Annotated in this window: 29 protein-coding genes; 17 read left to right on the forward strand and 12 right to left on the reverse strand. The window is 71.4% G+C overall.

The genetic code is table 11. The annotated features are described in order from the left end of the window. The 8 genes from HY68_RS45100 to HY68_RS14270 all read left to right on the forward strand — a co-directional run. A partial coding sequence (locus HY68_RS45100; protein WP_241778569.1) for a glycosyltransferase occupies positions 1-622 on the forward strand: 622 nt, incomplete at its 5' end. After that, a complete protein-coding gene (locus tag HY68_RS14240) occupies positions 619-2,151 on the forward strand; it encodes a sugar transferase (protein WP_041988782.1) in 1,533 nt (510 codons plus the stop codon). The genes HY68_RS45100 and HY68_RS14240, both read left to right, overlap by 4 nt. Next, positions 2,151-3,542, forward strand: coding sequence for an O-antigen ligase family protein (locus tag HY68_RS41995; RefSeq protein ID WP_107070083.1), 1,392 nt, complete (start codon positions 2,151-2,153; stop codon positions 3,540-3,542). The genes HY68_RS14240 and HY68_RS41995 overlap by 1 nt, the downstream gene beginning before the upstream one ends. Continuing rightward, positions 3,539-5,185, forward strand: coding sequence for a lipid II flippase MurJ (locus tag HY68_RS42000; protein ID WP_041988784.1), 1,647 nt, complete (start codon positions 3,539-3,541; stop codon positions 5,183-5,185). Before HY68_RS41995 ends, HY68_RS42000 begins: the two co-directional genes overlap by 4 nt. Beyond that, the gene (locus HY68_RS14255; protein ID WP_063779643.1) at positions 5,175-5,987 is read left to right on the forward strand and encodes a polysaccharide deacetylase family protein; all 813 of its coding nucleotides are present in this window, start codon (positions 5,175-5,177) and stop codon (positions 5,985-5,987) included. Before HY68_RS42000 ends, HY68_RS14255 begins: the two co-directional genes overlap by 11 nt. Further along, positions 5,984-7,150, forward strand: a complete 1,167-nt coding sequence (locus tag HY68_RS14260; protein WP_041988786.1) for a glycosyltransferase — start codon at positions 5,984-5,986, stop codon at positions 7,148-7,150. Before HY68_RS14255 ends, HY68_RS14260 begins: the two co-directional genes overlap by 4 nt. Before the next feature lie 7 nt (positions 7,151-7,157). Then, complete coding sequence (locus HY68_RS14265) at positions 7,158-7,868, forward strand: lipopolysaccharide biosynthesis protein (RefSeq protein WP_241778571.1); 711 nt, start codon at positions 7,158-7,160, stop codon at positions 7,866-7,868. Beyond that, positions 7,868-9,028, forward strand: coding sequence for a GNAT family N-acetyltransferase (locus tag HY68_RS14270; RefSeq protein WP_078863606.1), 1,161 nt, complete (start codon positions 7,868-7,870; stop codon positions 9,026-9,028). The genes HY68_RS14265 and HY68_RS14270 overlap by 1 nt, the downstream gene beginning before the upstream one ends. Positions 9,029-9,081: 53 nt before the next feature. Here HY68_RS14270 and HY68_RS14275 read toward each other — a convergent pair whose 3' ends face one another. Next, a complete protein-coding gene (locus HY68_RS14275) occupies positions 9,082-10,326 on the reverse strand; it encodes a glycosyl hydrolase (protein WP_041988790.1) in 1,245 nt (414 codons plus the stop codon). Positions 10,327-10,499: 173 nt separating this feature from the next. Here HY68_RS14275 and HY68_RS14280 point away from each other — a divergent pair, with 173 nt between their 5' ends. Next, positions 10,500-11,879, forward strand: coding sequence for a hypothetical protein (locus HY68_RS14280; protein ID WP_052457094.1), 1,380 nt, complete (start codon positions 10,500-10,502; stop codon positions 11,877-11,879). A gap of 61 nt (positions 11,880-11,940) precedes the next feature. Continuing rightward, the gene (locus HY68_RS14285) at positions 11,941-13,242 is read left to right on the forward strand and encodes an NAD(P)-binding domain-containing protein (protein ID WP_041988793.1); all 1,302 of its coding nucleotides are present in this window, start codon (positions 11,941-11,943) and stop codon (positions 13,240-13,242) included. A gap of 91 nt (positions 13,243-13,333) precedes the next feature. Here the strand turns inward: HY68_RS14285 and HY68_RS14290 are convergent, their stop codons facing one another. The 3 genes from HY68_RS14290 to HY68_RS14300 all read right to left on the reverse strand — a co-directional run bounded on the left by HY68_RS14290 (position 13,334) and on the right by HY68_RS14300 (position 15,254). Then, on the reverse strand, positions 13,334-14,254 hold the full coding sequence (locus tag HY68_RS14290; protein WP_041988796.1) for a chaplin: 921 nt from the start codon (positions 14,252-14,254) through the stop codon (positions 13,334-13,336). Between the two features lie 121 nt (positions 14,255-14,375). Continuing rightward, the gene (locus HY68_RS14295) at positions 14,376-14,609 is read right to left on the reverse strand and encodes a chaplin (RefSeq protein WP_041988797.1); all 234 of its coding nucleotides are present in this window, start codon (positions 14,607-14,609) and stop codon (positions 14,376-14,378) included. A gap of 234 nt (positions 14,610-14,843) precedes the next feature. Continuing rightward, positions 14,844-15,254, reverse strand: a complete 411-nt coding sequence (locus HY68_RS14300) for a rodlin (RefSeq protein ID WP_041996059.1) — start codon at positions 15,252-15,254, stop codon at positions 14,844-14,846. A gap of 205 nt (positions 15,255-15,459) precedes the next feature. Between HY68_RS14300 and HY68_RS14305 the strand changes: the two genes are divergently transcribed. The 6 genes from HY68_RS14305 (at position 15,460) to HY68_RS14330 (ending at position 19,058) form a co-directional block, all read left to right on the forward strand. Next, positions 15,460-15,870 (forward strand): rodlin, encoded by a 411-nt coding sequence (locus HY68_RS14305; RefSeq protein WP_041988800.1) that lies wholly within the window; start codon positions 15,460-15,462, stop codon positions 15,868-15,870. Positions 15,871-15,999: 129 nt separating this feature from the next. Next, entirely contained in the window at positions 16,000-16,407 is a 408-nt protein-coding gene (locus HY68_RS14310; protein ID WP_041988801.1) for a rodlin, read from the forward strand. A 138-nt stretch (positions 16,408-16,545) separates the two neighbouring features. Further along, entirely contained in the window at positions 16,546-17,076 is a 531-nt protein-coding gene (locus HY68_RS14315) for a GNAT family N-acetyltransferase (RefSeq protein ID WP_041988803.1), read from the forward strand. 51 nt (positions 17,077-17,127) lie between these two features. Then, entirely contained in the window at positions 17,128-17,448 is a 321-nt protein-coding gene (locus HY68_RS14320; protein WP_041988806.1) for a DUF6191 domain-containing protein, read from the forward strand. 37 nt (positions 17,449-17,485) lie between these two features. Beyond that, positions 17,486-18,181 carry a maleylpyruvate isomerase family mycothiol-dependent enzyme gene (locus HY68_RS14325; protein ID WP_041988808.1) on the forward strand — a complete coding sequence of 232 codons (696 nt, stop codon included), beginning with the start codon at positions 17,486-17,488 and terminating at the stop codon, positions 18,179-18,181. Between the two features lie 79 nt (positions 18,182-18,260). Continuing rightward, the gene (locus tag HY68_RS14330; protein ID WP_041988811.1) at positions 18,261-19,058 is read left to right on the forward strand and encodes an exodeoxyribonuclease III; all 798 of its coding nucleotides are present in this window, start codon (positions 18,261-18,263) and stop codon (positions 19,056-19,058) included. A gap of 28 nt (positions 19,059-19,086) precedes the next feature. Here HY68_RS14330 and HY68_RS14335 read toward each other — a convergent pair whose 3' ends face one another. After that, a complete protein-coding gene (locus tag HY68_RS14335; RefSeq protein ID WP_041988814.1) occupies positions 19,087-19,716 on the reverse strand; it encodes an LUD domain-containing protein in 630 nt (209 codons plus the stop codon). A 147-nt stretch (positions 19,717-19,863) separates the two neighbouring features. On the opposite strand from HY68_RS14335, the gene sigJ reads away from it, so the two are divergent. Continuing rightward, on the forward strand, positions 19,864-20,814 hold the full coding sequence (gene sigJ / locus HY68_RS14340) for an RNA polymerase sigma factor SigJ (RefSeq protein ID WP_041988815.1): 951 nt from the start codon (positions 19,864-19,866) through the stop codon (positions 20,812-20,814). Between the two features lie 97 nt (positions 20,815-20,911). Here sigJ and HY68_RS14345 read toward each other — a convergent pair whose 3' ends face one another. From HY68_RS14345 to HY68_RS14375, 7 genes are all read right to left on the reverse strand, one after another. Further along, positions 20,912-21,226 carry a MazG nucleotide pyrophosphohydrolase domain-containing protein gene (locus tag HY68_RS14345; RefSeq protein ID WP_041988816.1) on the reverse strand — a complete coding sequence of 105 codons (315 nt, stop codon included), beginning with the start codon at positions 21,224-21,226 and terminating at the stop codon, positions 20,912-20,914. An 82-nt stretch (positions 21,227-21,308) separates the two neighbouring features. After that, positions 21,309-21,806 (reverse strand): AAA family ATPase, encoded by a 498-nt coding sequence (locus HY68_RS14350; protein WP_041988817.1) that lies wholly within the window; start codon positions 21,804-21,806, stop codon positions 21,309-21,311. Beyond that, complete coding sequence (locus HY68_RS14355; protein WP_041988818.1) at positions 21,803-22,738, reverse strand: nucleoside 2-deoxyribosyltransferase; 936 nt, start codon at positions 22,736-22,738, stop codon at positions 21,803-21,805. Before HY68_RS14355 ends, HY68_RS14350 begins: the two co-directional genes overlap by 4 nt. 35 nt (positions 22,739-22,773) lie before the next feature. Next, complete coding sequence (locus tag HY68_RS14360) at positions 22,774-23,622, reverse strand: carbohydrate kinase family protein (RefSeq protein WP_041988819.1); 849 nt, start codon at positions 23,620-23,622, stop codon at positions 22,774-22,776. Between the two features lie 20 nt (positions 23,623-23,642). After that, a complete protein-coding gene (locus HY68_RS14365) occupies positions 23,643-24,440 on the reverse strand; it encodes a hypothetical protein (protein WP_041988820.1) in 798 nt (265 codons plus the stop codon). Continuing rightward, positions 24,437-25,147, reverse strand: a complete 711-nt coding sequence (locus HY68_RS14370) for a hypothetical protein (protein WP_241778572.1) — start codon at positions 25,145-25,147, stop codon at positions 24,437-24,439. Before HY68_RS14370 ends, HY68_RS14365 begins: the two co-directional genes overlap by 4 nt. Further along, entirely contained in the window at positions 25,131-26,651 is a 1,521-nt protein-coding gene (locus HY68_RS14375) for a radical SAM protein (protein ID WP_041988822.1), read from the reverse strand. The genes HY68_RS14370 and HY68_RS14375 overlap by 17 nt, the downstream gene beginning before the upstream one ends. Between the last annotated feature and the right edge of the window lie 101 nt (positions 26,652-26,752).

Here is a 26,752-nt window from a genome sequence, read left to right on the forward strand (position 1 = left end):
TCCGGCCGGTACGGCGGCGGCCCGCGCCGCGCTGCCGCTGCTCGCCGGGCTCTCACCCGCGGCCCCCGTCGTCGTGTGTGTCGGACGGCTCTGCCGGCAGAAGGGCCAGGACGTCCTGCTGCGCGCCTGGGAGCTGATCGCCCACCGGTCGCCGCAGGCCAGGCTGGTCCTCGTCGGCGACGGACCCGACGAGGCGCGGCTGCGGGCCGCCGCACCGCGGTCGGTGCTCTTCGCCGGGCCGGTGGCCGACACCTCGCCCTGGTACCTGGCGGCCGACCTGGTCGTCCTGCCCTCCCGCTGGGAGGGCATGGCGGTGGCGCCGCTGGAAGCCATGGCGAGCGGCAGGCCCGTCGTCCTCAGTGATGTGGACGGCGCGCGCGAGAGCCTGCCGCCGGGACGGGAGGACCACTGTCTGGTCCCGCCCGAGGACTCCCGGGCGCTGGCCGCCGCCGTGAGCGCTCTGCTCGGTGACAAGGTCCTGCGCGAAGCCCTCGGCCGCGCGAGCCAACAGCACGTACTCAGCACCTTTGACGTGCGGCAGACCGCAGCGGCCGTCGCGGGCGTGTACCGCGACGTCGCCGCCGCGCCGCACCCCGAGCGCAGGGAGCCGATCCCCCAGTGACCACGGAAAGCACCAGCGTCCCTTCGCCTTCGGGGCCCGCGCAGGCGGGCGGACAGGCCAGGGGGCGCGTCTCGATCGCCCCGCCCCGTGACCGGGACCGTGACACACCGGACCGCGTGGCGCTGCCACCCCGTAGGCCGGCGGGGACCCCGCTGCGCTACGGGCTCCCGCTGCTCGCGACGGACTGCGCGGCGGCGCTGCTGGCCACCGCCGTCCTCAGCGACGAGCAGCGCGGCGCCGTCCTCGCCGTCCAGCTCGTCGTCTGCGTGACCGTGCTCAACGCGCACGCCGGGCTCTACCGGCCCGCCGTCGCCCCCTCCGCGCTCGACCAGCTCCCCGCGCTCGCCGCACGCGCCGCCGTCGCGTGGTGCGCGGCCGCCGCCGTCATCGCTGCCCTGCTGCCCGGCCACGTACTGGGCCTGACCACCCTGCTCGCCGGCATCGGCGTCCAACTGGCCTTCGCCTGCTGTGCCCGCGCCCTCGTGCACGCCCGGCGACGGGCCGCCGTCCGCAACGCCGTACGCGCCACGCTCGTCGTCGGTACGGGCGGCTCGGCGCGCCGGCTGGCCGCCGTACTCACCCAGCACCCCGAGTACGGCCTGCGGCCCGTCGGGATCGCCGCACCCACGCCGGAGCGGTACGAGGACGACAGGTACGAGGACGCCGGGGACGCCGAGCGCGAAGCGGCCATGGACGGCGCGCTGCCGGTGCTCACCTCCACCGAGGAGATCCACCGCGCCGTCATCCAGAACGGTGTGCGGGAGGCCGTTTTCACCGACGAGGGCGGCGCGTGGGACACGGCCCGACACGCCTCGCTCGTCGCGCTCTTCCACCAGTACGGCTGCGCCACCTGGTTCGTCGGCGACGCGGCCCGGACACAGCCCCGCCGGATGGCCGAGCATCTCTGGGGCTTCGGCTGCCACCGCGTCGCCCCGCCCGCCGTCCGCCGCTCCGGCACCGTCGCCAAGCGGCTGCTCGACATCGCCGTCGCGACCCCGGCACTGCTCGCCGTCTCGCCGGTGCTGTTCGTCTGCGCCCTGGCGGTACGGCTCGGCGACGGCCCCGGCGTGCTGTTCCGGCAGGAGCGCATCGGGCAGGACGGCCACCCCTTCACCCTGCTGAAGTTCCGTACGCTGCGCCCCGCCGACGACCACGAGGCCGCCACCCGCTGGAACGTCGCGGGCGACCTGCGGATGAGCCCGGTCGGCCGGGTGCTGCGCCGCACCTCGCTGGACGAGCTGCCGCAGCTGTGGAACGTGCTGCGCGGCGACATGAGCCTGGTCGGGCCGCGCCCCGAACGGCCCTTCTTCGTCGCCAACTTCAGCAAGACGCTGCCCGGTTACGCCGCCAGGCACCGGATGCCGGTCGGCATCACCGGGCTCGCCCAGGTCAACGGATTGCGCGGTGACACCTCCATCGAGGACCGGTCGCGCTTCGACAACCACTACATCGACCACTGGTCGCTCTGGCAGGACGTGTGCATCCTGGTGCGGACCGCTGTCTCCCTCGTCCGTCCGGCGGGCAGCTGATGGCCGCCGCCGACGCACTCGTACTGACGGACCGTCAGCAACCCTTTCCCTGGCGGGAGACGCTGGGCCGCTACGCGCCCCTGCTGCCCGTCGTCGCCGTCGTCGCCCTGCTCGCCGTCCCCGCGCCGACCGGAAATGACGGTGCGTCAGGTACGGGGACGGTCGCCGACGCCGCGTCCGGGCTGCTCGTCGTCCACTGCTTCGTCATGCTGCTGCGGCAGCGGGCCCGCCCGCTGACCCGGACGGCCGCCGTGATCCTCGGACTGCCCGTGGTCGGTGTCTCGGCCGCCGCCGTCACCTCGTACGACCCGGCGGTCAGCCTGCCCGGTGTCGCGCGCTATCTGCAGATCTTCGTGCTCGTACCCGCCGCGCTGCTGCTGCTCGTCCGCGACCGCAGGGACCTGCGGTTCGTCGCGGGCTCCGTCGTCGCCCTCGGCCTGGTGCAGGGCGCGATCGGGGTGGTGCAGTACCTGACCGCCACCGGCGCCTCGTACATGGGCAAGGACATCAGGGCCGTCGGCACCTTCGGCCCCACCGACGTGATGGGCATGGCGACCGTCGTCGCCTACGGGCTGGTCATCTGCGTCGGCTTCGCGCTCGGCGACGACCACGACGTACCGCGCGGACAGCGCACCCTCGCCACGGTCTGCGCCGGGCTGCTGTTCCTGCCGCTCGTGCTGTCCTTCAGCCGGGGCGCGTGGATCGCGACCGCCGTCGCGCTCGTCCTGCAACTGGCCCTGTCCGGGCTGCGCAGGGCGGCCAGGATCGCGCTCGTCGCCGGCGCGCTCGGTGTCGTACTGGTCGGCGGGCTCGGCATCGGCTCGCAGATGATCACCGACAGGCTCGACTCCATCACCCAGGTCACCGCGGCGCCCGACCAGTCCGTCACCGACCGGTACACGATGTGGGCGGCCGCCACCGACATGTGGCGCGAAGAGCCCGTCACCGGAGTCGGGTTGAAGGGCTTCCCCGCCTACCGCGACAGCCACGCCTCGCTCGCGCTGTCCTCGGGCAGTGACACCGACGGCGCGGGTGCGGGCTTCCAGCGCCAGCCGCTGCTGTCCCCGCACAACATGTACCTGCTCGTCCTCAGCGAACAGGGGCTGCTCGGGATCGTCGCCCTGGTCGGCAGCTGGGCCGCGCTGCTGGTGTGCGCGCTGCGCAGACTGCCCGGCGCGCGCCGCTCCCGTACCGGCGCCGGCTGCGCCATCGCCGTCGTAGGACTGCTGGTCTGGCAGCTGATCGACTTCAGTTACGCCGACATCGGCGGCCCCTCGACCGTCCTGACGGCCGTGATGCTCGGACTCGCCGCCTGCTGGGCGCTCGGCCCGATGCGTGACCGGCCGTCAGCCGCGCACGGCGAGTCCGACAAGGGGGCCGCCCACGCGTGAGCGAGACCCGGCAGTCCCCGCCCTCCGTACCGTCGCTACCCGCCGTCCCCACCCAGCCGGGCCCGCCCGGCACGGACACCAAGGGCCCGTCCTCCGGGCGGTTCCTGGCGCGGGCCGCCTTCCTGACCGCTGCGCTGACCGCGGCGGGCGCGCTGCTCGGGCTGCTCCGCGACCAGACCATCGCGCATCTGTACGGAGCGGGCCCCGACACCGATGCGTTCCTCGTCGCCTGGACCGTGCCCGAGGTCGCCTCGACGCTCCTCATCGAGGACGCCATGGCGCTGATCCTCGTCCCCGCCTTCAGCCTCGCCATCGCCCGCAGGGCCGACCGGCTCTCACCCGACCCGGTGCTCGCGCTCGTCCGCTCCACGCTGCCCCGGCTCTTCCTGGTACTCAGCGCGGGCGCCGCCCTGCTCGTCGCCACGGCGCCCTGGGTCGTCGCCGTCCTCGCGCCGGGACTGCCCGAACCGCAGGTCGCCGTCGACTGCACCCGGCTGACCGCGACCTGCGCCTTCAGCTTCGGCCTCGCCGGGTACCTCAGCGCCGCGCTGCGCGCGCACGGCTCGTTCGTGGCACCCGCCACGATCTACGCCGTCTACAACATCGGCATCGTCACGACGATGCTGGTGCTGCGCGACCGTATCGGCGTACGGGCGGCGGCTGCGGGCGTCGCCGTCGGCGGTGTCCTGATGGCGCTCGTGCAGGTGCCCGCCCTGTGGCGCAGGCTCAAGGAACGCGCGCCCGGCACCGCCGACCAGCCGCAGTCCGAGGCCAAGAGCGGACCGCCCGTCGCGCTCGGACTGCTCGCCCCCGTCATCGTCTTCGCCCTCAGCAGGCAGTCGCAGGTCCTCGTGGAACGCTTCCTCGCCGCCCCGCTGCCCGCAGGCGCCATCTCGCATCTGAACTACGCGCAGAAGGTCGCCCAGATGCCGATGACCCTCTCCCTGATGCTGTGCACCGTCACGTTCCCCGTCGTGGCCCGCGCCATGGCGGCCGGCGAGACCGATGTGGCGCGGCGGCGCGTCGAACGCGACCTGGCGCTGGCCGGGATCATCGTGCTGATCGGCGCCGCCACCGTCATCTCCTGCGCACCGCAGATCATCGAAGTGCTCTTCCAGCGCGGTGCCTTCGTGAAGGCCGACACCGCGGCGACCGCCTCCGTCATGCGGGTGTACGCGCTCGGGCTGCTCGGCCAGACCCTGGTCGGCGCGCTCGTACGCTGCTACTTCTCGGCGGCGCGCCCCCTGTGGTTCCCCGCCGTCGCCATGCTGGCCGGGCTCGCCGTCAACGCCGTCGCGGGAGCCCTGCTGCTGCACGTCTGGGGCGTCCTCGGCATCGCGGCCTCCAACGCGCTCGGCATCACCGTCACCGCCGCCCTGCTGCTCGCCGGGGTCGGCCGGCACAGCGTGCCCGTCCGGATCGCGCACACCACGGGCGGCCTGGTGAAACTCAGCGCCGCTGCGGCCGCTGCCACCGGCTCCGGGTGGCTGTGCGGCGCGCTCGTCCCCTCCCCCCTGCTCGGCGCCTGCGCCGCCTGCGTCGCGGTCGCCGCGGTGTTCCTCGTCATCGCGCGCGCCCTGCGCGCACCCGAGATCGACACCATCCTCCGTCCCGTCACACGAAGGCTCGCGCATGCCCGTTGACGACACGTCCGCCGGCCCCCTGTGGGCAGTCATGTACCACTCGGTCGCCGACCCCACCGACGACCCCTACCAGGTCACCGTCTCCCCGGCCCGGCTCGCCAGGCAGCTCGACTGGCTGCGCCGCCGGGGCCTGACCGGCGTCTCCATGGAACGGCTGCTGCGCGCCCGCGCGGCCGGGCGTGGCGCCGGACTCGTCGGCCTGACCTTCGACGACGGCTACGCCGACTTCGTCACCGGCGCCCTGCCGCTGCTGCGGCACTACGGCTGCACCGCCACCGTCTACGTCCTGCCGGGCCGGATCGGCGGCAGCAACGAATGGGACCGGCTCGGCCCGCGCAAGCCCCTCCTCACCGAGGACGGCATCCGCGCCGCCGTGGACGCCGGGATGGAGATCGGCTCGCACGGCCTGCTGCACACGGACCTCACAGGACCGGACGTCGACAACGAACTCCTCGCCGCGGAGACCGCCCGCAGCCGCGCCCTGCTGCGGGCCGTCAGCGGCCGCGAGGTGACCGGCTTCTGCTACCCGTACGGCTCGGTCGACGCGCGCGCCGTCAACGCCGTGCGGGCCGCGGGCTACTCGTACGCCGTCGGGATCAGCCCGGGGCCGCTCACCGGCCTGTTCGCGCTGCCGCGCATCCATGTCGGCGAGCGGGACACCGGCTGGCGGATGCACGCCAAATGGGCACTGCACCCACGGCGCCGCCAGTCCGTCGCGTACGGCCCCTACCCGGAGCCGCCGTACGCGGCGGCCGACGAACCGCTCGTCCCGGAGGGCGCCCGCGGGGAGGCGGACGGGTGAGAGTCCTGCACATCATCACCGGGCTCGGGATCGGCGGCGCCGAGCAGCAACTGCGGCTGCTGCTGCGGGAACTGCCCACCGACAGCGAGGTGGTCACCCTCACCAATCCCGGAGCGGTCGCCGCGGGCATCGTCGCCGACGGGGTGCGGGTCACCGACCTCGCGATGACCGGCAACCGCGACATCGGGGCGCTGCCCCGGCTGACCAGGCTCGTCCGGCAGGGCCGCTACGACCTGGTGCACACGCATCTGTACCGGGCCTGTCTGTACGGGCGGTTCGCCGCGCGCCTCGCGGGCGTACGGTCCGTCGTCGCCACCGAACACTCGCTGGGCGACGCCCAGATCGAGGGCCGCCCGCTCTCCCAGGGCGCCCGCGCGCTGTATCTCGCGGGGGAGCGGCTCGGCAGCGCGACCGTGGCCGTCTCCGCGACCGTCGCCCGCCGGCTGGAGCGCTGGGGGGTGCGCGGCGACCGTATCCATGTCGTGCCCAACGGCATCGAGGTCGGCCGCTTCGGCTACGACCCCCGCGCCCGGCGCGCCGCACGCGCCCGGCTGGGACTGCCGCAGGACGCCTTCGTCGTGGGCGGGGTCGGACGGCTGGCGGCGACCAAACGCTTCGGGACGCTCGTCCAGGCCGTCGCCGGTCTGCCGGACGCACACCTGCTGCTCGTCGGCGAAGGACCCGAACGGGCCGGGCTGCTGCGGCTGGCCGCGCAGCGCGGAGCCGAGCGCAGGACCCTGCTGCCCGGCGCCTGCGAGGACCCGCCCGGCAGCGGCGCCGCGCCGGGCTCCGACCTGCCGTCGCTGCTCGCCGCCATGGACGTCTTCGTCTCGACGTCCCCGGAGGAGGCGTTCGGCCTCGCCGTCGTCGAAGCGCTCGCCGCAGGACTTCCGGTGCTGCACGCCGCCTGTCCCGCCCTCCAGGACCTCCCGGCGCAGGCGGCGCCCGGCGCCCGCGGGATCAGCGGCTCGATCGCCGAGCTGACCGCCGAACTGGCCGCCGAGCAGAGGCGGTTCAAGGAACGCGACGCGCACCGGCTGCCGGTGCCGGCCGCCGCACACCACTACGACATCTCCCGCAGCGCACACCAGCTGATGGCCGTCTACGAGCACACCGTCGGCGGCCCGCACCCCACCCCAGACCGCACCCCATCCGAGAAGTGAGCGGCTCATGACCCAGAAATCGAGTGCCCAGCAAGTGAGTACGCGGCAGCCGAGTACGCAGCGAGCGAGTACCGGCCGGGCCCGGCTGAAGCGGCTCTCCGCCTGGGTCGTCGTGCCGGTGGCCGCCGCGCTCGGCGCCGTGGCCGGTGCCACGTACGGGCTGGTCAGCACCCCCGAGTACACGGCGACCAGTTACGTGCTCGTCGTCCCGACGGACAAGGCCGACCCGGCGGCGGCGCTCGGCTTCGCCACCGCCTACGGGCGGGTCGCCCCGCAGGTCGCCCTCACCGGCGACGCGCAGGTCTGGGCCGGTGTCTCGGCGAAGACCCTGAAGGAGCACGTACAGACGGCCACGTCGCCCGACGCGCCGATGATCTCCGTGACCGCGACGGCTACCCGCGCCTCGACGGCCGTGAACATGGCGGACGGCGTCGCCAAGGCGCTGGTCAGCAACGGCGGTCATCTGCAGAGCAGTACGAACGTGAAGGTGCTTCAGTTCTCCCGCGCCGTCAAACCCACCGCGCCCGTCTCGCCCTCGACGCCGCTGGCCGCCCTGGTCGGCGGCTGCGCCGGCGGACTGCTCGGCGGCCTCGCCCTGCTGGTCAGGCCCAAGCGCGGGCGCGGCGAGCAGCACGTGTCCGTACCGAACCCGACCCAGTCGGCGTCACCCGTCTCCGCGCCCGCCGGGTCCGCCCAGCCACAGCCGGAAACGGTGTGATGGCCGCCGAGACGAACGCCCACCCCGCGTCGGCGCCCCTCTCCGCCTCCGTCTCGGGGTCGGTCTTCACCTCCGAGGTGTGCCGGGACAGCGACCGCTTCGGCGCGCTCGAAGCCGAGTGGACCGCGCTGTTCCGCCGCTCAAGGACGGCGACGCCCTTCCAGAGCCACTCCTGGCTGCACTCCTGGTGGCTGTCGTACGGCACCCCTGGCCGGCTGCGGATCGTGCTCGTACGCAAGGGCGACGAACTGGTCGCCGCCGCGCCCCTGATGCTGGTGCGCCGCCCGCTGCCGGTCCTCGTCCAGCTCGGCGGCACCATCTCCGACTTCTCCGACGTGCTGCTCGACGACAGCTGCGCGGACGCTGCGGCGTCGGCGCTGGCGAAGGCGCTCGCCGGAGCGGCCCGTACCGCCGTGATCGACCTGCGCGAGGTACGTCCTGGCGCCGCCGCCGAGCGGGTCTTCGGCTGCTGGGACGGGCCACGGCTGCGCCGGGCCGACTCGCCGTGTCTCGAACTGCCCGCCGTACCCATCGAGGAGCTGATCTCCCGGCTGCCCTCCTCGCGCGCACAGCGGGTACGGGCCAAGCTCCGCAAGGCCGACAAGCTCGGCATCGACGAGCGCGAGGTGCCCGAGGACGAGATCCCGGCGGCCGTCGAACGGCTGCTGGCGCTGCACCGGCTCCAGTGGCAGGGCCGCAAGGTCACCCCGGAACACCTCAGCACCCGCTTCTCCGAGCATCTGGCCAGGTCGGTGCGGGCCATGGTCAGCTGCGGGGACGCGCGGGTGACGGAGTTCCGGCTGGACGGCGCGCTGGTGGCCTCCGACCTGACGCTGATGTCGGCCCAGCTGTCCGGCGGCTACCTGTACGGCGCCGATCCCGTCCTGCGGGAGCGGAAGGTGGATGTCGCCTCGCTGCTGCTGCGCAACGGCGCGCAGCACATCACGGCGGCCGGCGGCGCCACGCTGAGCATGCTGCGCGGCAACGAACCGTACAAGCGGCACTGGCGCCCGGAGACCGTCCGCAACCAGCGGATGCTGCTGTCCCGCCGCTGGCTGGCCCCTTCGCTGCGGGCGCTCGCCGCGGGTGCGGCCGGCCGTGACCTGGCGGCGACGCTGGTCAAACGGGTACGCGACGACGCGGGCGCCGGCAAGGACTGATCCCTTGCCGGCGCCCGCGCCACGCGCGTCGGTTCAGCTCACTTCCGCGCAGCTCACTTCCGCAGCCAGTCGAAGCGGACGCAGATCTTGCCGCCGAGCCACGACTCCACCCACGAGCCGAGGTTCAGCTGGGTGCAGTGCTGCGGGTGCGCCGGTGTCGTCGGCTCGGGTACCGGGGTGGTCGGCACAGGAGTCGGGACCGGAGTCGTCGGGACGGGAGTCGGGACCGGGGTGGTCGGTACCGGCGTCGGGTCGGGCTGCGGCTGTCCTGTGCCCTTTCCGTACAGCGCGGCGCGGAACACCTTCGACGATTTCGGATTCTCGTCGCACTGCCATACGCCGTGCGGACAGTAATCCGTCAGCGTGTTGTACAGCGGCTTGTATTTCTCGATCCAGTCCAGCATGCCCCGCATATACGCGGGGTTGTCGCCGTTGCGGAAGAGGCCCCACTCCGGATAGGAGATAGCCTTCCGGTGGGCAGCGGCGAAGTCCACATGCTGCTGAAGTCCGAAGGGCTCCTTCACCTGTTCTTCGAAGGTCCTGCCGGGCGGCTGGTCGTAGGAGTCCATTCCGATGATGTCCACGACGTCGTCGCCCGGATAGCACTCGGTCCAGGGGACGGCGTCACGTCCGCGGTTCGGAGCGAAGTCGAAACGGAACTTCTGCCCGGGCACCGCACGCATGGTGGTGACGATGCGGTTCCAGTACTTCTTCCACGCGGCGGGATTCGGGCCGCAGCGGCTCGTGTACGTGGTGCCGTTCATCTCCCAGCCGAGCACGACGACGGTGTCGTTCGCGCCCAGGTCGACCAGGTGCTTCGCCAGCGCGGCGAAGTGGCTGTCGTACGCGCCACGGGCGCCTTTGACCAGCTCACGCCGTACGTCCCGGTCCGGTACCCGCCCTTCGTTGTCCTCCAGCATGGGCACGTTGAGCACGAACACCCGGTCGTCGCGCGCCTTGCGCCACTCGGCCCAGTCGCGCAGGAAGCTCGGCTGGCCCTCGATGTTGGACCACACGTCCCCGGGGAGATAGGTGTGCCCGACCCGCAGATTCGTGCCGCCGAGCCATTTCTGCATTTCGGCGATACGGGTCACCCCCTCGGGGCCGTAATCGAGATACGCGCCGAAAGCCGGCGCCGCCGCTGCGGGCGGCGCCGGGTTTCCGGTCTTTCCTGGTTCGTCCGGTCCGTCAAGACCGGCCGCGAAGCTCGGAACGGGCAGCACCGAACCTGAGACAAGGAGGCCGGCCGTGACGACACCCACACAGGTGCTCGCCAGCCGTCGACGTGGATGGGACATGTCTGCTCCTCGGAGTTGGACCCTGTTCCGCGGCCTCGCGGGCCGTGGTCACGCTGATCCAAAAGTATTTCTAATGAGCCGAATGGGAACCTGGCCTGACGTTCCAGTAGCCCGTTCGTGCATTTGATCCCCCGCATGGGTCAGAGAACCCTCGATCAACCAAGGACACAGCCGTGCCGAGCTTTGACATTCGCGTCCCCGCCGTACTCATGAGGCTCGACCGGAATCCGTTCCACCACGGCACGCTCGGCGCCGTGCGCTCCCTCGGCCGGGCCGGCATCGAGGTGCACGCGGTCGTCGAGGCGGCGGGCAGCCCTGTCGGACGCTCCCGTTATCTGCGCCGGGTGCATCTACGGCCCGACGGCAGCCCGGATCTGGCGGAGATTCACCGACTGCTGCGGTCGATCTCCGACCAGCTCGCCACTCCGGCCGTGCTGATCGCGATGGACGATCTGAGCGCCATCGCCGTCGGACGGCTCGCCGCCGAGCTGAGCGGGCGTTATCTGCTGCCTGAACAGCCGTCAGGGCTGGCCGAGCGGGTCGCCGACAAGGCCGAGCTGGTCGACATCTGCGCCGCGCTGTCCGTGCCGCACCCCCGGACGGTGATCCCGGCCGACGCGGAGGGCGCGGCTGCCGCCGCCTGGTCGCTGGGCCTTCCGGTGGTGGCGAAGTGGAGCAGGCCCTGGCTGCTGCCCGCGGGGGCCGGGCTGCGCAGCACCCAGGTCGTCCGCTCCAAGCGGGAGGCGAGGGAGCTGTTCGCACGGCGGCCGGAGGCGGGCAGCGAGCTGCTGCTCCAGGAGTATCTGCCGCAGGGGCGCGACCTCGACTGGTTCTTCCACGGCTACAGCGGCTCGGACGGTACGTGTCTGGTCGGCGCGGCGGGCCGCAAGGAGCGGTCGTGGCCGGTGGGCGCGGGGCTCACCGCCGTCGGCCGGTGGCTGCCCAATCCGGAGGTGGAGCGGACCGCGCGTCAGGTGGTCGCGGCCCTCGGCTACCGGGGCATCCTCGACCTGGACTTCCGGCTCGACCCGGGGACCGGCAGCTACCACCTGCTCGACTTCAACCCCAGGCCCGGCGCCCAGTTCCGGCTGTTCACCGACCGGGCGGGCACCGATGTCGTACGGGCGCTGCATCTGGATCTGACCGGCCGTACGGTCCCGGCGTCGGGCGCGGCGCACGGCAGGACGTTCCTGGTGGAGAACTACGCGCTGCTGTCCTTCCTTTCGTCGCTCAAGTCGTCCGGGCTGCCCCGGGGCGCGCGGGGCGCAGGGGGCGTGCGGGGGGAGCGAGACGGCGCGTTGGGCGGCGCACGGACCGGAGTTCGGGGTGGTGCACGGGGTGGCGTCCGGGCCGGCGTCCGGGGCGGCGCGCGAGGGCGCGGGGGCCGGGAAGCCGCCTGGTTCGCGCTGGACGACCCGATGCCCGCGTACGGCATGGCCACCGCCTGGATCCGGCACGCGACGCGGCGCGCCGGTCGCGGGGCGGGGCGTACGGCGCCGGTCGCCCGCGCGGGCCCGGCGCCCGACACCGGCCGGACCCCTTCGGTGCAGTGACCCCGTTCCGGCGGCAGTAACCCCATTCCGTGCAGTGACCACACAGAGAGCGGCACACACCATGTACGACCTGGTAGTTGTGGGTGCGGGACCCTACGGTCTGTCCATCGCGGCCCACGCGGCGGCGGCAGGGCTCGATCTGCGGGTGTTCGGCAGGCCGATGGCCGCGTGGCGGGATCACATGCCGCCCGGGATGTATCTGAAGTCGGAGCCCTGGGCATCCAACTTGTCCGCTCCACGGGGTGAGTTCGACCTGGCCGCCTACGCGGCGTCCCAGGGCACCGAGTCACGGCACGGCGTTCCGCTGCCGGTCCGCTTCTTCGCCTCGTACGGCCTGTGGTTCGCCGAGCGTGCCGTACCGCCGGTCGACGAACGGCTGATCACGGCCGTCCGCCCTTGTCCCGGCGGCTTCCACCTCACGACCGACGACGGTCAGTCCGTCCTGACCCGGACGGTGGCGCTCGCCCTCGGCGTGATGCCGTTCATCGACATCCCCGCGCCGCTGCGCGGACTCCCGCCCGAGCAGGTGTCGCACAGCAGCCACCACGCGGACCTCGCCCGGTTCGAGGGCCAGGACGTCACCGTCGTCGGCGGCGGGCAGGCGGCCCTGGAGACCGCGGCGCTCCTCGCCGAACAGGGCACGGCGGTAGGGGTCGTCGTCCGCGCGGACCGGCTGAACTGGAACACCCTTCCGCCGCCCAGGGAACGCCCGGTGGTCGAGGCGGCCCGGCGGCCGCACACCGGGCTCGGCTGCGGCTGGCGCAACTGGCTCTACGCCGAGACCCCCGGCATCTTCCGCCGGCTGCCCGCGCAGACGCGGGCGCGGGTCTTCAGCTCGGCGCTGGGCCCGGCGGGCGCGTGGTGGCTGCGGGACCGCTTCGAACCGGCCGTGGGGGTACGGCTCGGCGAGAGCGTGGCCGCCGCGGTGCCGAGCGGCGGGCGCGTACGGCTCGAACTGGTCTCCACCGACGGGCGGTCGGAGACGGTGGAGACCGACCATGTCATCGCGGCGACCGGGTTCACCCCCGGCCTCGACCGGCTCGGTCTGCTCGACGGCGACCTGCGCGGCGCGCTGCGGACGGTCGGCGCGAGTCAGGGTCCCGAGGCGAGCGCGGTCTTCGAGTCCTCGTACCCGGGGCTGTTCCTGGCCGGGCTGCTGAGCGCGCCGTCGTTCGGCCCCTCGATGCGGTTCGTGTACGGCGCGACGTACACGGCGGAGCGGCTGGTGGCCGGGGTGCGGCGCAGGCTGGGGACGGGCGGCGGGCTGCCGGTGACGGTCAGACAGCGTGACGTCAGGCGCGGGGCGCAGAGCCGTACGCGACAGCCGGCCCGTACGCCGTTGGGCAGCCCGGGGCTTTCGTGAGGCGCTGAGGTCTGAGGTCTGAGGCGATGCCGGGAGAGTCCTGCGGACGACTCTCCCGGCCTGTCGTGTCGGGTTGTTCCGTGGCGGGGAATCAGACGCGCGCGGGCGCGGTGCTGCGGCGGTACAGGATGCCGCCGCCGAGCAGCAGCGCGGCGCTCATCGCGGCGGCCGCGAAGAGGTTGGCGTCGGCGCCGGTGTGCGCGAGCTGCGGTACGGAGGAGTCCTCCAGGACCGGGGCCGGGGCCACGGGGGTCTCCGGGGTGTGGAAGGCGACGGGGGTCGGGGGCAGCGTGCGGTGCTCGGTCGGCGGCGCGGGACGCTCGGGGGCGGGGAGCGTCCGGGGGACCTCGGGCGTACCGCTGGCGCAGTGGTTGCCGAAGGCCGGGTTCAGCAGGCCGACGACGTCGACGGTGTCGCCGCAGAGGTTCAGCGGGATGTCGAGGGGAGCCTGGAGGAGGTTGCCCGACAGCAGGCCGGGGGAGCCGGCGACGGTGCTCTCGGCGGTGGCACCGCCGGTCTCGTGGCGCGGGCTCTCGTGGCGCGGGGCCTCGTGACGCGGCGTTTCGTGACGCGGGGTCTGGTGGTGCGCCGGGTACTGGGGCGCGGAGTGGGGTGCGGCTTCGTGCTGCGGAGCCTGGTGCGGCTGGGCCTGGTGGTGCTGCGGCTGCTGGTGCTGCTCGTGCTGCGCCTGCTGGTGGTGCGCGGCCGGGGCCGCGTGACCGACCGGCGCGTGGTGCACGGCCGGCTCGTGGTGGGGCGCGACGTGCGTCTGGCTCGTCGAACCGCAGCCGTTGCCGAACGACGGGTTGGCGACGCCGACCGGGTCGACGGTGTTCCCGCAGATGTTCACCGGGACTTCCAGCGGCGCCGAAATGTTGTTGCCCGACAGCAGCCCCGGCGACTCGGCCGCCACACCGTTGCTGTCCGCGGCCTGCGCGTAACCGGCGCCCATGGACAGCACGCTCGTCGCCGCCGCCGCTGTGAGCAGCCCTTTGCTGATCAGGTCTCGCATCTGGGTTCTCCTCCTGCTGATGCTGGTAATAGCGGTCGTACCGACACCGGGCCGGTCCCGGAGCGCGGGTGTCGCGCTCCGGGACCGGCCCGGTGGCACCCCGAGGGGTGCCTTTCCGACGTCAGCTGTTGACGCAGGCGTTGCCGAAGGCGGGGTTCAGCAGGGAGATCACGCCGATGCTGTTGCCGCAGACGTTCACGGGAACGTGGACCGGGACCTGGATCACGTTGCCGGACAGCACACCGGGCGAACCGATGGCGGCGCCCTCGGCACCCGAGTCGGCGACGGCGGGGGCAGCTGCGCCCATGGCCATGATCAGCCCGGCGACGATGGTGGCGGCCTTCTTGCACTTCATCTTGAGCCCTTTCCGCAGCGGGCATCACGTCCGCACGACTGTCGTGGTCCGCGGGCCGCGTTCACCGGCCCTGCACGTCCGCTGCGGGAACTCCAACGAGTAGCCACTACCGAGGAAACTGCCCTGGTTTAAGGCTTTTGCTCGTTCACTCGATTGCCGAGGGTGCACACGGCAGCGCGGGCCGGCCGAGGCTTCGTTGCCTCCGCCGGCCCGCGCCGGTCCCGCTGGGCGGACTTACTCGTTGCCCACACCGTTGCCCGAGAGCACCGGGATGTCGTCCACGATGTGCGACAGCGGCTCGTCGCCCTTGGCCTGCGTCGAGCCCTCGGCGCACTGCTGGTTCTGCGGGTTGGCCAGGACGTTGACGTCCTGGACCGCGACCGGCACGAGAACGCCGACGAGCGAACCGACGTTGGCCTTGACCGGCAGACCGACGCACAGGTCGTTCAGCGAGCTCTGGACGAGCTCCGACTGCGGGCTCATGTTTCCGCCCGTGGCGGAGTTACCGAAGGCGGACTTGGCGCCATTGCCACTCGCCGAAGTGGTGCCGGCGTCGTTGCCGATGGCGAGCGCCTGAGGAGCCGCCATGGCGGAGGCGCCGACCACGGAGGCGGTGACCGCCGCGGCCGCCATAATCTTCTTGATCACGGTGTGTTCCTTTTCTCAAGAATGCGTGTCGTGCGTCCTGTACCAACCGCGTAACGAGTGAATGGTTCCGCTGCTTCACCCGATCGGCTTGTTCAACCCCGGTAATAGGCCGTTGGAGTGAAGTGGGAGAACCAAACCCGCTCTGCGCAGTTGCTCAGTGCGCCCCGGGTACTTCCGGGCATCCTTCGGAAGGGGACTCATCGTGATCAAGAAGGTTATGGCCGGCGCAGCCGTCGCCGTGTCCGTCGTCGGTATGGGCGCCGCAGCCGCGTCGCCGGCGATGGCCACCGGCAACGACGCCGGTACCACGTCCGCCAGCGGAAACTTCGCGAGCCAGACGTACGGCAACTCGGCGACCTACGGCAACATGAGCCCGCAGATGGCGCTCATCCAGGGCTCGCTGAACAAGCCCTGCATCGGTCTGCCGGCCAAGGTCAACGCCGGCTCGCTGGTCGGTCTCGTGCCGATCGCCGTCCAGGACGTCAACGTCCTGTCGAGCCCGCAGAACCAGCAGTGTGTCGAGAATTCGACGCAGGCCAAGGGTGACGAGCCGCTGTCGCACATTCTCGACAACATCCCGGTCCTGTCCGGCAACGGTGCCGGCAACAACTGAGCGACCGGCCGTATTGCCTATTGATCGCGATGGGCCATTCGGGGGACTTCCCGGAACCATTCGTCCATGCGTGAGTTGAACAATTCGGTACTCCACCGGTGGAGTCCGACTTTCCGGAAAGGCATTAAAATGAAGAAGCTGTGGGCAACCGCTGCTGTAGCGGCCTCGCTCGTCGGAGCCACGGCCGCCGTCGCGACGCCGGCGATGGCGATCGGCGACGACACGGGCACGACGTCGTTCAGCGGCAACGGTGCCGAGCAGTCCTTCGGCAACTCGGTGACCAAGGGCGACATGAGCCCCCAGCTGGGTCTCGTTCAGGGCTCCCTGAACAAGCCCTGCATCGGTCTGCCGGCCAAGGCGAACGTCGGCTCCCTCGTGGGCCTCGTGCCGATCGCCGTCCAGGACATCAACGTCCTGTCGTCGCCGCAGAACCAGCAGTGCACCGAGAACTCGACCCAGGCCAAGGGTGACGAGGCGCTGTCGCACATCCTCGACGACATCCCGGTCCTGTCGGGCAACGGCGTCGGCAACAGCTGATCGCCCCGAAGGCCCGGACCGGCGTGCTCATGCCGGTCCGGGCCTTCGTCGTTCCCGCGCGCACGTTCCCGCCCGCATTTACCCGCCTCGCGCCGGCCTCGCCGGAGTAGGTACGGCGGTGCGTGATTCGATGCCCGGATGAACGAGCCAACTCCCGCCGTGGTCCTGCGGGCACGCGACGACTCCGATCTGCCCGCCTGCGCGGCGGCGCTGGCCGACGTACACGCCCGCGACGGCTACCCCGTCAACTGGCCTGCCGATCCTGCCGGTTGGCTGACCACCCGAACCCTGATCGGCGCCTGGGTGGCGGAGCTGGACGGCCGGGTCGTCGGCCATGTCGGCCTGTCCGGCGGTACGGAGGACGACATCGCACCCCGCCTGCTGAGCGACCGGGCAGCCGCTCCCCTCGTCGCGGCGACCGGCGTCGTCAGCCGCCTGTTCGTCGCCCCCGGCGCACGCGGACACCGCATCGGCGCGCTGCTGATGAGCCGGGTCGTGGCCGAGGCACGAGCACGCCAACTGCGCCCGGTGCTGGACGTGGTGGCGACGGACACCGCGGCGGTGGCGCTGTACGAACGCCTCGGCTGGGAGCTGCTGGGAACGGCCGAGGCACAGTGGGGCCCGGAGCAGAAAGTCACCCTGCGCGCCTACCACTTGGCGGCGGGCTGAGCGGGTGCCGCGACGGTTGACCGCCGGGGCGGGCGCCGGATACTGAGGGGCATGCAATTCGTCGTGTTGATGACGCTGCCCGGTCTGGTCATCCTGCTGACGGTCGTGGCCTTCACCGACCAGTTGCTGCTGCGGGCCGGGCGGGCCGGGGTGTTGCCCTGGCGGAACAGTGTGCGGCAGGGGCAGATATCGGCGACCGGGTTCGAGCAGCTGCACGCCAGCTTCTCGCCGGGCAAGCAGAACGAGCTGAAGGAACGGCAGTCGGCGCTGATCATGCCGGACAACGAGGACGACGGGGCGCCGCCGAACCGGACGACGGTGGATCTCGACGGTGGCACGGCGGTCGTGCGGATGACCCGCCCCGAAGTGTGAGGCGCGCCGTGCCGCGCCGGGACTAGATTCCCTGCCCATGGACCGTGACTTCTACCTCACCCACCTGCGGGCCGAGCTCGACGGCTTCCGTGCCTGCCTCGACGGCGACCTCTCCGTACCCGTCGCGCACTGCGGCGGCTGGACGGTGCACGACCTGGCCGGGCATCTGGGCGGCGGGAACCTCTGGGCGGCGACCGCCGTGACCGAGCGGCGGGGCAGGGGCGGATCGGCGCGGGCGCCGAAGGACCCGGCGGCGGTGGGGCCGTGGTTCGACGGTACGGCGACCACGCTCCTCGACGTGCTGACCGACACCGACCCGGACGCCGAGGCGTGGACGTTCGCCCTGCCCCGTACCGTCGCCTTCTGGCAGCGCAGGCGTTGCCTGGAGACGCTCGTCCACCGGTGGGACGCGCAGAACGCGCTCGGCGGCGCCGCGCCCTTCGAGCCCGCGCTCGCCCACGACGGCGTCAGCGAGGTGTTCGACACCTTCGCCCCGCGCGAGGTGCGCAAGGGCCGCGCCGCGCCGCCGCCCCACGCGCTGCGTCTCGTGTCGACCGACACCGGCGGCAGCTGGGCGTACGGTCCCGGCGACCCCGTCGCCACGGTGACGGGGACGGCGGAGCGGCTGCTGCTGATGCTGTGGGGCCGGGTGGCCCGCGACGACCGGGCGCTCGGGTGGGACGGCGACCGGGCGGCGGCCGAGGAGACGCTGAGCGGCCCGCTGGTGCCGTAGCGACTGGTGCCGTAGTGACTGGTGCCGTTCAGGGGCCGTGGTGGCTGATGCCGTCGTGACTCCTGGGTAGTGTGTCGGGGTGCTCACCGTGACAAGCGTGAATGTGAACGGCCTCCGCGCCGCCGCCAAGAAGGGCTTCGTGGAGTGGCTGGCCGACACCGCCGCCGACGTGGTCTGCCTCCAGGAGGTACGGGCCGAGCCCGGCCAGCTGCCCGAGGGCGTACGCGAGCCCGAGGGCTGGCACGCCGTGTACGCGCCCGCGGCGGCGAAGGGCAGGGCCGGTGTCGCGCTGCTGTCCCGGCGCGAGCCCGAGCGTACCCAGATCGGCTTCGGCTGCCCCGAGTTCGACGCGAGCGGCCGGTACGTCGAGATCGACCTGCCCGGTGTGACGGTCGCCAGCCTCTACCTGCCGTCCGGTGAGGTCGGCACCGAGCGGCAGGACGAGAAGGTCCGCTTCATGGACGAGTTCCTCGGCTACCTGGAACAGCTCAAGAAGCGCGCGGCGGCCGACGGCCGCGAGGTGCTGGTCTGCGGCGACTGGAACATCGCCCACCAGCAGGCCGACCTCAAGAACTGGCGCGCCAACCAGAAGTCGTCCGGCTTCCTTCCCGACGAACGGGCCTGGCTGAGCCGGGTCTTCGAGGAGACGGGGTACGTGGACGTCGTACGCGCCCAGCACCCGGAGCAGGAGGGGCCGTACTCGTGGTGGTCGTACCGCGGGCGCGCCTTCGACAACGACACGGGCTGGCGCATCGACTACCACGTGGCCACCCCCGGTCTGGCCGGGCGGACGGTCAAGGCGTGGGTGGAGCGCGCGGCCACCCACGACGAGCGCTGGAGCGACCACGCGCCGGTGACGGTGGTCTACGGCCCGTAAGGCGCTGCCCCGAGGCCCCTCAGGCCCCTCAGAAGCCGATGGCTTGGCGGAGCAGCAGGACCGTACCGCGCCCGGGCTGGTGTTCCGCGTTGAGGACGAGCAGCCGGTTGACGGCGCTGGGCCACCCGTACGCCTCCTCGGTGCGGGCGCTCTCCAGCGGCAGGCAGTGGTCGTCCACGCGCCGCAGCGCGGTGTCGAGGTCCGGCACCACCTTCTGCGCCCCGACGACCCAGATCGCGCGGGCCGCGCCGCCCGCGTACCCAGGCAACTGGCTTCCGCTGCCCGAAGCGATCACGAGCGAACCGGTCTCGGTGACCGCGGCGACGCTGCCGACGATCACGTCAGGGCTGGCCAGCAGCCGCCGGATGACGTCGGCGCCGGTGACGCGGTCCATGGCCAGGACGCGCGGCTTGATCGCCTGGTAGCGGCCGCCGGCGTTGATGTCCTCCTCGATACCGGACAGTCGAAGGGTCTCGCTGGCCCCGGTGAACACGCTCGCGCGTTCGGGGATCAGCTCTCCGACGCGGGTACGCGCGGCGGCGACGTCGTCGAGGATCTCCACGGTGAAACCGTGTGCGGTCAGCGCGGCGGCTGCCCGCTCCAGGCGCTGCGCGGGGGCCGGGTCGGTGAACCGGGTGGCCGGTATCGGGGTCGTCATGATGTCTCTGAGCTTCCTCTTCGCTGGATGATGTGTCCGTCTCATCCGTCCGACAACGCAGCGCCCGGGAATGTCAGGCCTGACATTCCGGCGGCCTGTCTTGTCGGATCGGTGAGGACGGAAGCGAGCGAGGGAGCTGTCGGCACCATGACCACCGGGGCGGCGGACGACGGAGACGGCGCGGACGACCGGCCCGATCCGGGCCTGGACGTGATCATGAGCGAGCGGCGGCAGCTCATCAATGTCGCCTACCGGCTCCTGGGCTCCCTGGCCGAGGCGGAGGACGCCGTCCAGGAGACGTACGCCCGCTGGTACGCCATGCCGCAGCGGCAGCGGGACGCCATCGAGTCCCCGGGCGCCTGGTTGACGACGGTCGCGAGCCGCGTCTGCCTCAACCTGCTCAGCTCGGCCCGGGTCCGGCGGGAGACGTACGTGGGCGACTGGCTCCCCGAGCCGCTGCCCGAACGCGGCGAGTGGAGCACCGGCCGGCCGGGCGGCGCCGCCGTCGATCCGGCGGACCGGGTCACCCTGGACGAGTCGGTCAACCTGGCCTTCCTGGTCGTACTCGAAGCGATGACCCCGGCCGAGCGCGTCGCGTTCATCCTGCACGACGTCTTCTGCCACTCCTTCGCCGAAGTCGCGGACATCGTCGGCCGCACCCCCGCCGCCTGCCGCCAACTGGCCTCCTCGGCCCGCCGCCGCGTCCGCGACGCCCGCCCCTCGGCGACTCCGGCGGCCCAACGAGCCGCCGTCGTGCGGGACTTCAAGCAGGCCTGGGAAGCCAAGGACATCGAAGCCCTCATCGCCCTCCTCGACCCCGAAGCCACGGCGACAGCCGACGGCGGCGGCCTTGCCCTGACCTTCCTCCACCCCATCGAAGGCGCCGAACAGATCGCCCAGGCCTGGACCGAAATCGCCCGCCGCAAGCCCGCCACCATGACCTTCCTGGAACGCACGGTCAACGGCCAACCAGGCCTGGTGGCCGAAGAGGACGGCGCGACGGTGACGGTCTTCGCGTTCGACGTCGCGGCCGACCGGATCAAGCACATCTGGGTCGTCCGAAACCCGGAGAAGCTACGCGGCTGGCCGACGGCCTGACGGTTTGTTGTGGCGCGTGACGCGGACCGCGCACGTCGCGAACTCCAAGAGGAGGCCTCTTACTCCGGCCCGCAGGCCACTGGTCCTCGCGTGCTCATCAGTCCGTGTCAGGGTCGTGGACCCGGATGGGGACTCCGCGTTCGTCACGTGCGTAGACCCGTGCCTTGTTCTTGATGAGCTTGCGTTCGACTTCGTCCTGCAGGTCGATGCCGTTCATCTCGGCCACAGCGGCTACGTACAGGAACACATCGGCAAGTTCCTCGCCGAAGTCCGGCAGACCCTTTCGCCAGGCGGTGAAGGCCTCGCCGATTTCGGCAGTGAGAAGGCCGAACTCCACAGGCACGTCACTGGTGTTGAAATTCTTCTCGACCTTGTTGTCCCAGGTGATCTTCTGGGCTGATCGGATGTCCACGGTTCCTCCGGGCACGGGGTGTTGCTCGTGCTGCTGGAGCTTAGCGAGGGACACGTGTCGTCCACTGGGTGTTCCGCAGTACTCATCCGGACGGGGAGGTCTCGTCCCCGGCAGCAGCCTGGAGGGTAATGACAGGGACGTGCTCTCCGAGCCGCTGGAAGACGCTGCTGTACCCGGCGAGCAAGGCGGCGACCTGCGCGTGCGGCGGGGCCTCGCCGTCGCGGGCCATGAGCCGGGTGCGGATTATTTCGGGCGGAGCGGTGAGGTGACAGAGGACCCCGTCCCGGTCGGTGACGGCTTTGGCGAGATCGCGGGCCTCCGCCCAGGTGATACGGCAGGAGTCGCGATAAAGGGGGCCGTAGACGAGTTCGCTGATGAAGCACCGGTCGAGGATGAGGCGGCCAGGCAGAGTCAGGATCTCGCGGTAGCGGGTGATGAGATCGAAGGAGTCGGGGGTACGGGGGGAGTGGATGATTCTGAAGCCGTGCCGGTCGGCGAGGCGCGCGGCCAGTGTGGACTTGCCCGCACCGTCGCAGCCTTCCAGGACAAGAGTTCGGTAGGCGCGGAGATCGGTGGTCATGACGCCAGCCAGTCGGCAAGCGACTGGGGACCACCGACGCGGGCCCCGGTGCCGTACTGGATCATGAGGTTGCGCCAGTTCGGTTCACGGCCGTGGGCGTGCGTGTAGGTGGGGCGGGGTTGGAAGGCGGCGGCTCTGCGGCCCAGGGCTACCGCCGCGCCGGCGAGGAGCGCGGCGCCGGGCGGGCTCTCCGGCCCGGATACGTCCAGGACCAGAAATTCCGTTTGAAGGGCCGCGTCCCAGTCCGAGCGGGCGGCGACCAGGCTGTCGCGGGCGGTGAACCTGGACGGGGCCACGATTGCGCTGACCTGGGTGAGTGCGGCCTCGTGGAGGGCTGTCGGGTACGGCGCGTACGGGGAAGGCTCCAGGAACGCCGTACCGGGCCGCGCGACGGTATGGACGGGAAGTCGGCGGGGTCGCTGCGAGGCGGTCAGGACGGCGTTGACGGCAGCGGTTGTTGCCAGCTCGACCTGGGCGGCGTTGCGGGCGGCAAAGGCGTCGAAACGGTCCGTGGCTTCCCCGGACTTACCTAGCCGGTCGACGCGGACGATTCGGGTGGCGAGGGCCTCCACCAGAGGGTCGGGGAACTCCCACCGGTCGGTCTGCTCCCCGGCCGAGTAGGTCTGGAAGTCGGTGGTGAGGACGACGACGGGGACACCGAGCGCTGCGGCGTAGCCGATCTCCATGCACACGCCGTCGTCCAGACTGGGACCGTGGAGGACGGCGATCATCCCGGTGACGGTCCGCAGTCGGATCTGGTCGAGTTCGAACAGCCGCCGCCCCTTCACCGGAGCGACCAAGTCCTCCTCATCGGTGTCGCAGAACGGCAGAAAGACGGCGTCATGGCCTGCTTGGTCGGCAAGTTTGCGGGCGACGAGAGCGCCGAGGCTGCGGTCGTGGGCAGCAAAGAGGCGGTGGGCGACGTAGTACACCGAGGGCTCCCTTGTCGGGTCCGGTGGAGTCAGGATTACGCGGGGCCCGGCACCGGCCGAGGTGCTGCCGTGTGCCGGGTCGCGGCGTGCACGGCGGACCGCAGAGCGGCGGCAGGACTGTCGCCGTGGAGGGTGCGGGCCAAGAGATGACCAGCGAGCGTGTCGCCTGCGCCGGTCACCTCCACGGGCCGGGCATCCGGCGGGGTGCAGCTTTCCTGAAGGCGGCCGTGCCGGAACCACCGCACGGGGCGGGCGCCGTCGGTGACGACGACGCTCCTCAGGACGCTCGTCGTCTGCTCGGCGGAGGGGTTCTGTTCCGTCGCGGTTCTCCGCATCACCTGTTCCAGGAGGCGGTGTTCGACGGCGTTGGTGAAGATGACGTCTGCGTGGCTCAGCCATGGAGCCGCGGCCGGGATCAGCTGAGTGGCGCTGGGCAGGAAGAAGTCGATGCTGAACCGGGCCGCGCACCGGGTGAGCGTTCGGAGGACAACGGGGACGTCCAGTGGGCGGCGGCAGCAGACGTGGTAGCGGTCACGTGGATGGCGGGCGATGTGGGCGAGGGCGTGCCCGGTCAGTCCCTCGCTGACTCCGTATTCTGCGGTGACCGCGACGAGATGGCCGTCCACGTCGTAGTCGATGGTGAAGGCGCCCGACGGTCCAGCCGCGACGTGGAGCGCGGACCAGTCCACATCAATCAGCAGGCTGTCGGCCGGGATATGCGCGAGGTCGCCGCCGACCACGGACACCGGGGCTGCCGTAACACCGGCGCGTGCGGCGGCGAGCGCGATGTGCAGGGCGCCCCCACCGAGGAAGTCGCCCCCGCGCCGGTCCGGGTAGCGGGTGCGGTCGCGGGAGATGTTGCCGATGACTGCTAACCGGTCCACGCCTCCCTCCTTTCGTGTGGTCAGTGGCGGGTGTGGGAGCAATCAGTGACGCGGGAACAGACCGGGCGCCGGGCGCACAACACTGGGGACGGACCGTTGAGGTACAGCCGCTTGAAGTAGATGAGGACAAGGTGGACCCACCAGGTGGGGTCGGCGTCTTCGGGGATGGTGACCCGGTGGCCGTGGAGGGCGGCGAGGGCCCGGAAGTCGCCCGCGCGGGCCCGGACCGCGCTCTCCAGGACGTGCCGCATGTGCTCGTGGGCGATCGGTGAGGACCGCAGAGCCATGCCGAGGGCGGGTGCGAGCTTGGTGACCATGCCGGAGTCCACGGGGATGATCCCGCAGTGGTAGCCGCGTGCGTAAAGCACAGCGCACTGGGCCACTTTGTAGGAGGCGCCGTTGACCTCGCTCGCGAAGGAGCGGATCAGGGCGTCCTTGTCCGCGTCCTCAGCAGTTGGGTCGATCTCCTCCTTCTCCCACTGGACGATGAACTCGGCGAGCGAGTGCAGGTAGGCGATCCGCGTCGTGGGCAGGCCGATCGGCCTTACGAGATCGGTCAGTTCGTCGTCTCTGCTGTCGGCGAGCGCGTCGAAGCCCACCTTCTGCGCCTTCGTGATCACATCCGCATAGGTGGAGACCATCCGGTAGGAGACGCGTGTGGACCACCCGGCGGCGAGCATCCGCACCCGGAAGTCGGTGATCTCCAGAGGCCACCACCGGTTGTTGTCGTGGTTGGCCTCGACCTCGGCCCGGATGCCTTCGAGCGAGGCCGCGCGGTTAACGAGCCGGAAGATCCGCTTGTCGTACGGAGATGTCACGGGGTTGCTCCGATCACTGGGCGGGCCGCGTGCAGGGCCATGGCCACATTGGACGACAGCACGGGGATGCCGAACTCTCTTTCCAGTTCAGGCAGGAGACGAAGGGTGTGCCAGCCGGTGCAGGACAGTACGGCCGCATCGGCTGCCCGGACCGAGCAAGGGGAGAGCCGGTGGAACATCGCGTGGATGTTCTCCGAGGTCACGTCCGGGTAGCCGTCGGTCATGCCGAGGCAGACCTGGTCGGTGACCTGGATTCCTGCCTCTTCCAGGGATGCCGCCTCGGCGTCCGTGACCTCCTGGGGATATGGGGTGGCCAGGACCACCCGTGAGGCGCCGCCGGCTCTCAGGGTCTCGATGAGGGCGTCGAAGGCGGTGACCACGCCGGGGGGCAGCGGCGGTCCGCCGCTGAAGCCTGCCGAGGTACAGGCCAACAGAGTCAGGTCCAGGGGCAAGTGCCGCATGGAGTCCATCGCGCCGGCAGCCGCTTCCCGCAGGCCGTGCCAGAAGGAGTCGTCCACGGCGGTCGTGCGGGAGGCGGGGACAAGGCGCGCGTGGTGGAAGACCGTGTGCCGCAGTCCCAGCAGGGGCAGTTCCGTCTCCACCACCTGGTTCGCCCAGGGCAGCAACATGCCGACCCGCGCGGTTCGCTCGGCCTCACGGTCGTACCGGGCGAGCAGGCCGAGCATGGAGTCAGGCAGCTGTGGCAAGGCGCTTCCCATAGATCACGCGGGGAGAGTGTCCGGTGACTGTCAGATCAGCCTCAGTACCGAGCGGGGTGGCCGAGGACTCCTCCACGATTTGAATCGAATAGGAGCCGAGTCGCCGCCACCATGTGCCGTTGCGGCCGACGAAGTAGGAGTGCAAGCCGGGAATGCGGAGTCCGGCCGGGTAGACCCGTTCCTTCATCGGCTGGTCCCAGCCGAAGTCGATGTCGGCCTTCCAAGAGGTGAAGTGCTCCGAGGAGGGGAGCGGGCCCAACTCGCCCATTGCCGCGAGCGGAGTGCCCGCGAAAGCGCGGGCCAGGCGAACGTTGGTGCGGTGACACAGCAGACCCGCGTCGAGAATACGGCCGAGCCAGTACAGGTTGGCGATGTGAGTGGCGTGACTCTCGCCGGGCAGGCCGTAGATCAGGTTCAGGCCGGGCAGCAGCTTGGGCAGCCCACCGGGGCCACGGGCGGCCCCTGCGTCGTTCACGTGCTCGACGGCCCGCATCAAAATCTCCGGCGTGCAGGTGAGGTGGTTCGCGTCGATGACTTTCGCGTCGAAGGATTCGATGCCCATAGGGGCGCAGTTGCCCTCAGTGCAGTACTCGGCGACAAGGTGGGCGATGCGCTTGCCCGAGGGGGAGGCGACGGCGAGCGGGTCGGCGTTGTCGATGTGCAGGACCTCCAGCTCCGGGCATCTCTCCCGGATGCCGGCCAACAGGCTCCGGATCACCTCGGTGTCCCGGTTCTGGTAGGAGAAGAAACAAGTCTGCTGTCCGAGACGGAAGTTGCGCACCCCGGCCGCATACAACTGCTCGGTTTCCTCGATGACATCCTCCACCTCGCGGAAGGCGACCATCGGCGACTTCCCCGGTTCGTTGCAGAAGTCGCAGAACACCCGGCGGGTACAGCCCCGGTACAGCTCCAGCTCGGCGATCGGCTTCCACAGCATCTGCTCGACGAGCCCGGTGAAGGAGCCTCGGTCGGACCTCAGTTGCCCGTACGGCGCACCGGCGCTGCTACCCAGGGCCAGGTCGCCCGCGGTGATCGTATGGGTGTGGACGGCGTCGAAAAGGCCCGCGTACTCAGGGTTACTCTTGGCATAGGTAGCCATCGGCCCCAGTAAGTAGCGGCGGCCTCGAACGCAGGCCATGGCGCGGGCGATCTCCTCCAGGCTCGCGTTGACGGCGTGCAGGTGCACCGATGGCACTTTGTCCCCGGCAATCACGACGACACTGTCCGCATCCCGTAGTAGCTGGACAGCATGAGCACGGTTCACGGTTGCCGAGTACGTCAGTGGGTCACTGAACGGCTCGGCGACAGCGGCCTTGCCGCCGGCCAGGCACCAGCGGACATCGTCGATCGTCAGGTACTTCACCTCGGCCCCATGCTTCGCTCTCGTCAGAGCGGACCAGGCGGCCCGCACATAGGTGGAGACATACGGAGGGACCCCGAGCCCGCTGGGCTCGACGGTGTAACAGTCCAATACCACGGAGTGCTTCGGCATGGCATTCCCTTCGTCGCGTACGGCTGGGCGCGCATGAAGCAAAGGTGAGCGGAGCCACGTGAGCGCGAGGTAATGAGCAGCACCCGCTGCGAGCGGACGGG

It is taken from the genome of Streptomyces sp. AcH 505 (assembly GCF_000818175.1).
Classification (GTDB): domain Bacteria; phylum Actinomycetota; class Actinomycetes; order Streptomycetales; family Streptomycetaceae; genus Streptomyces.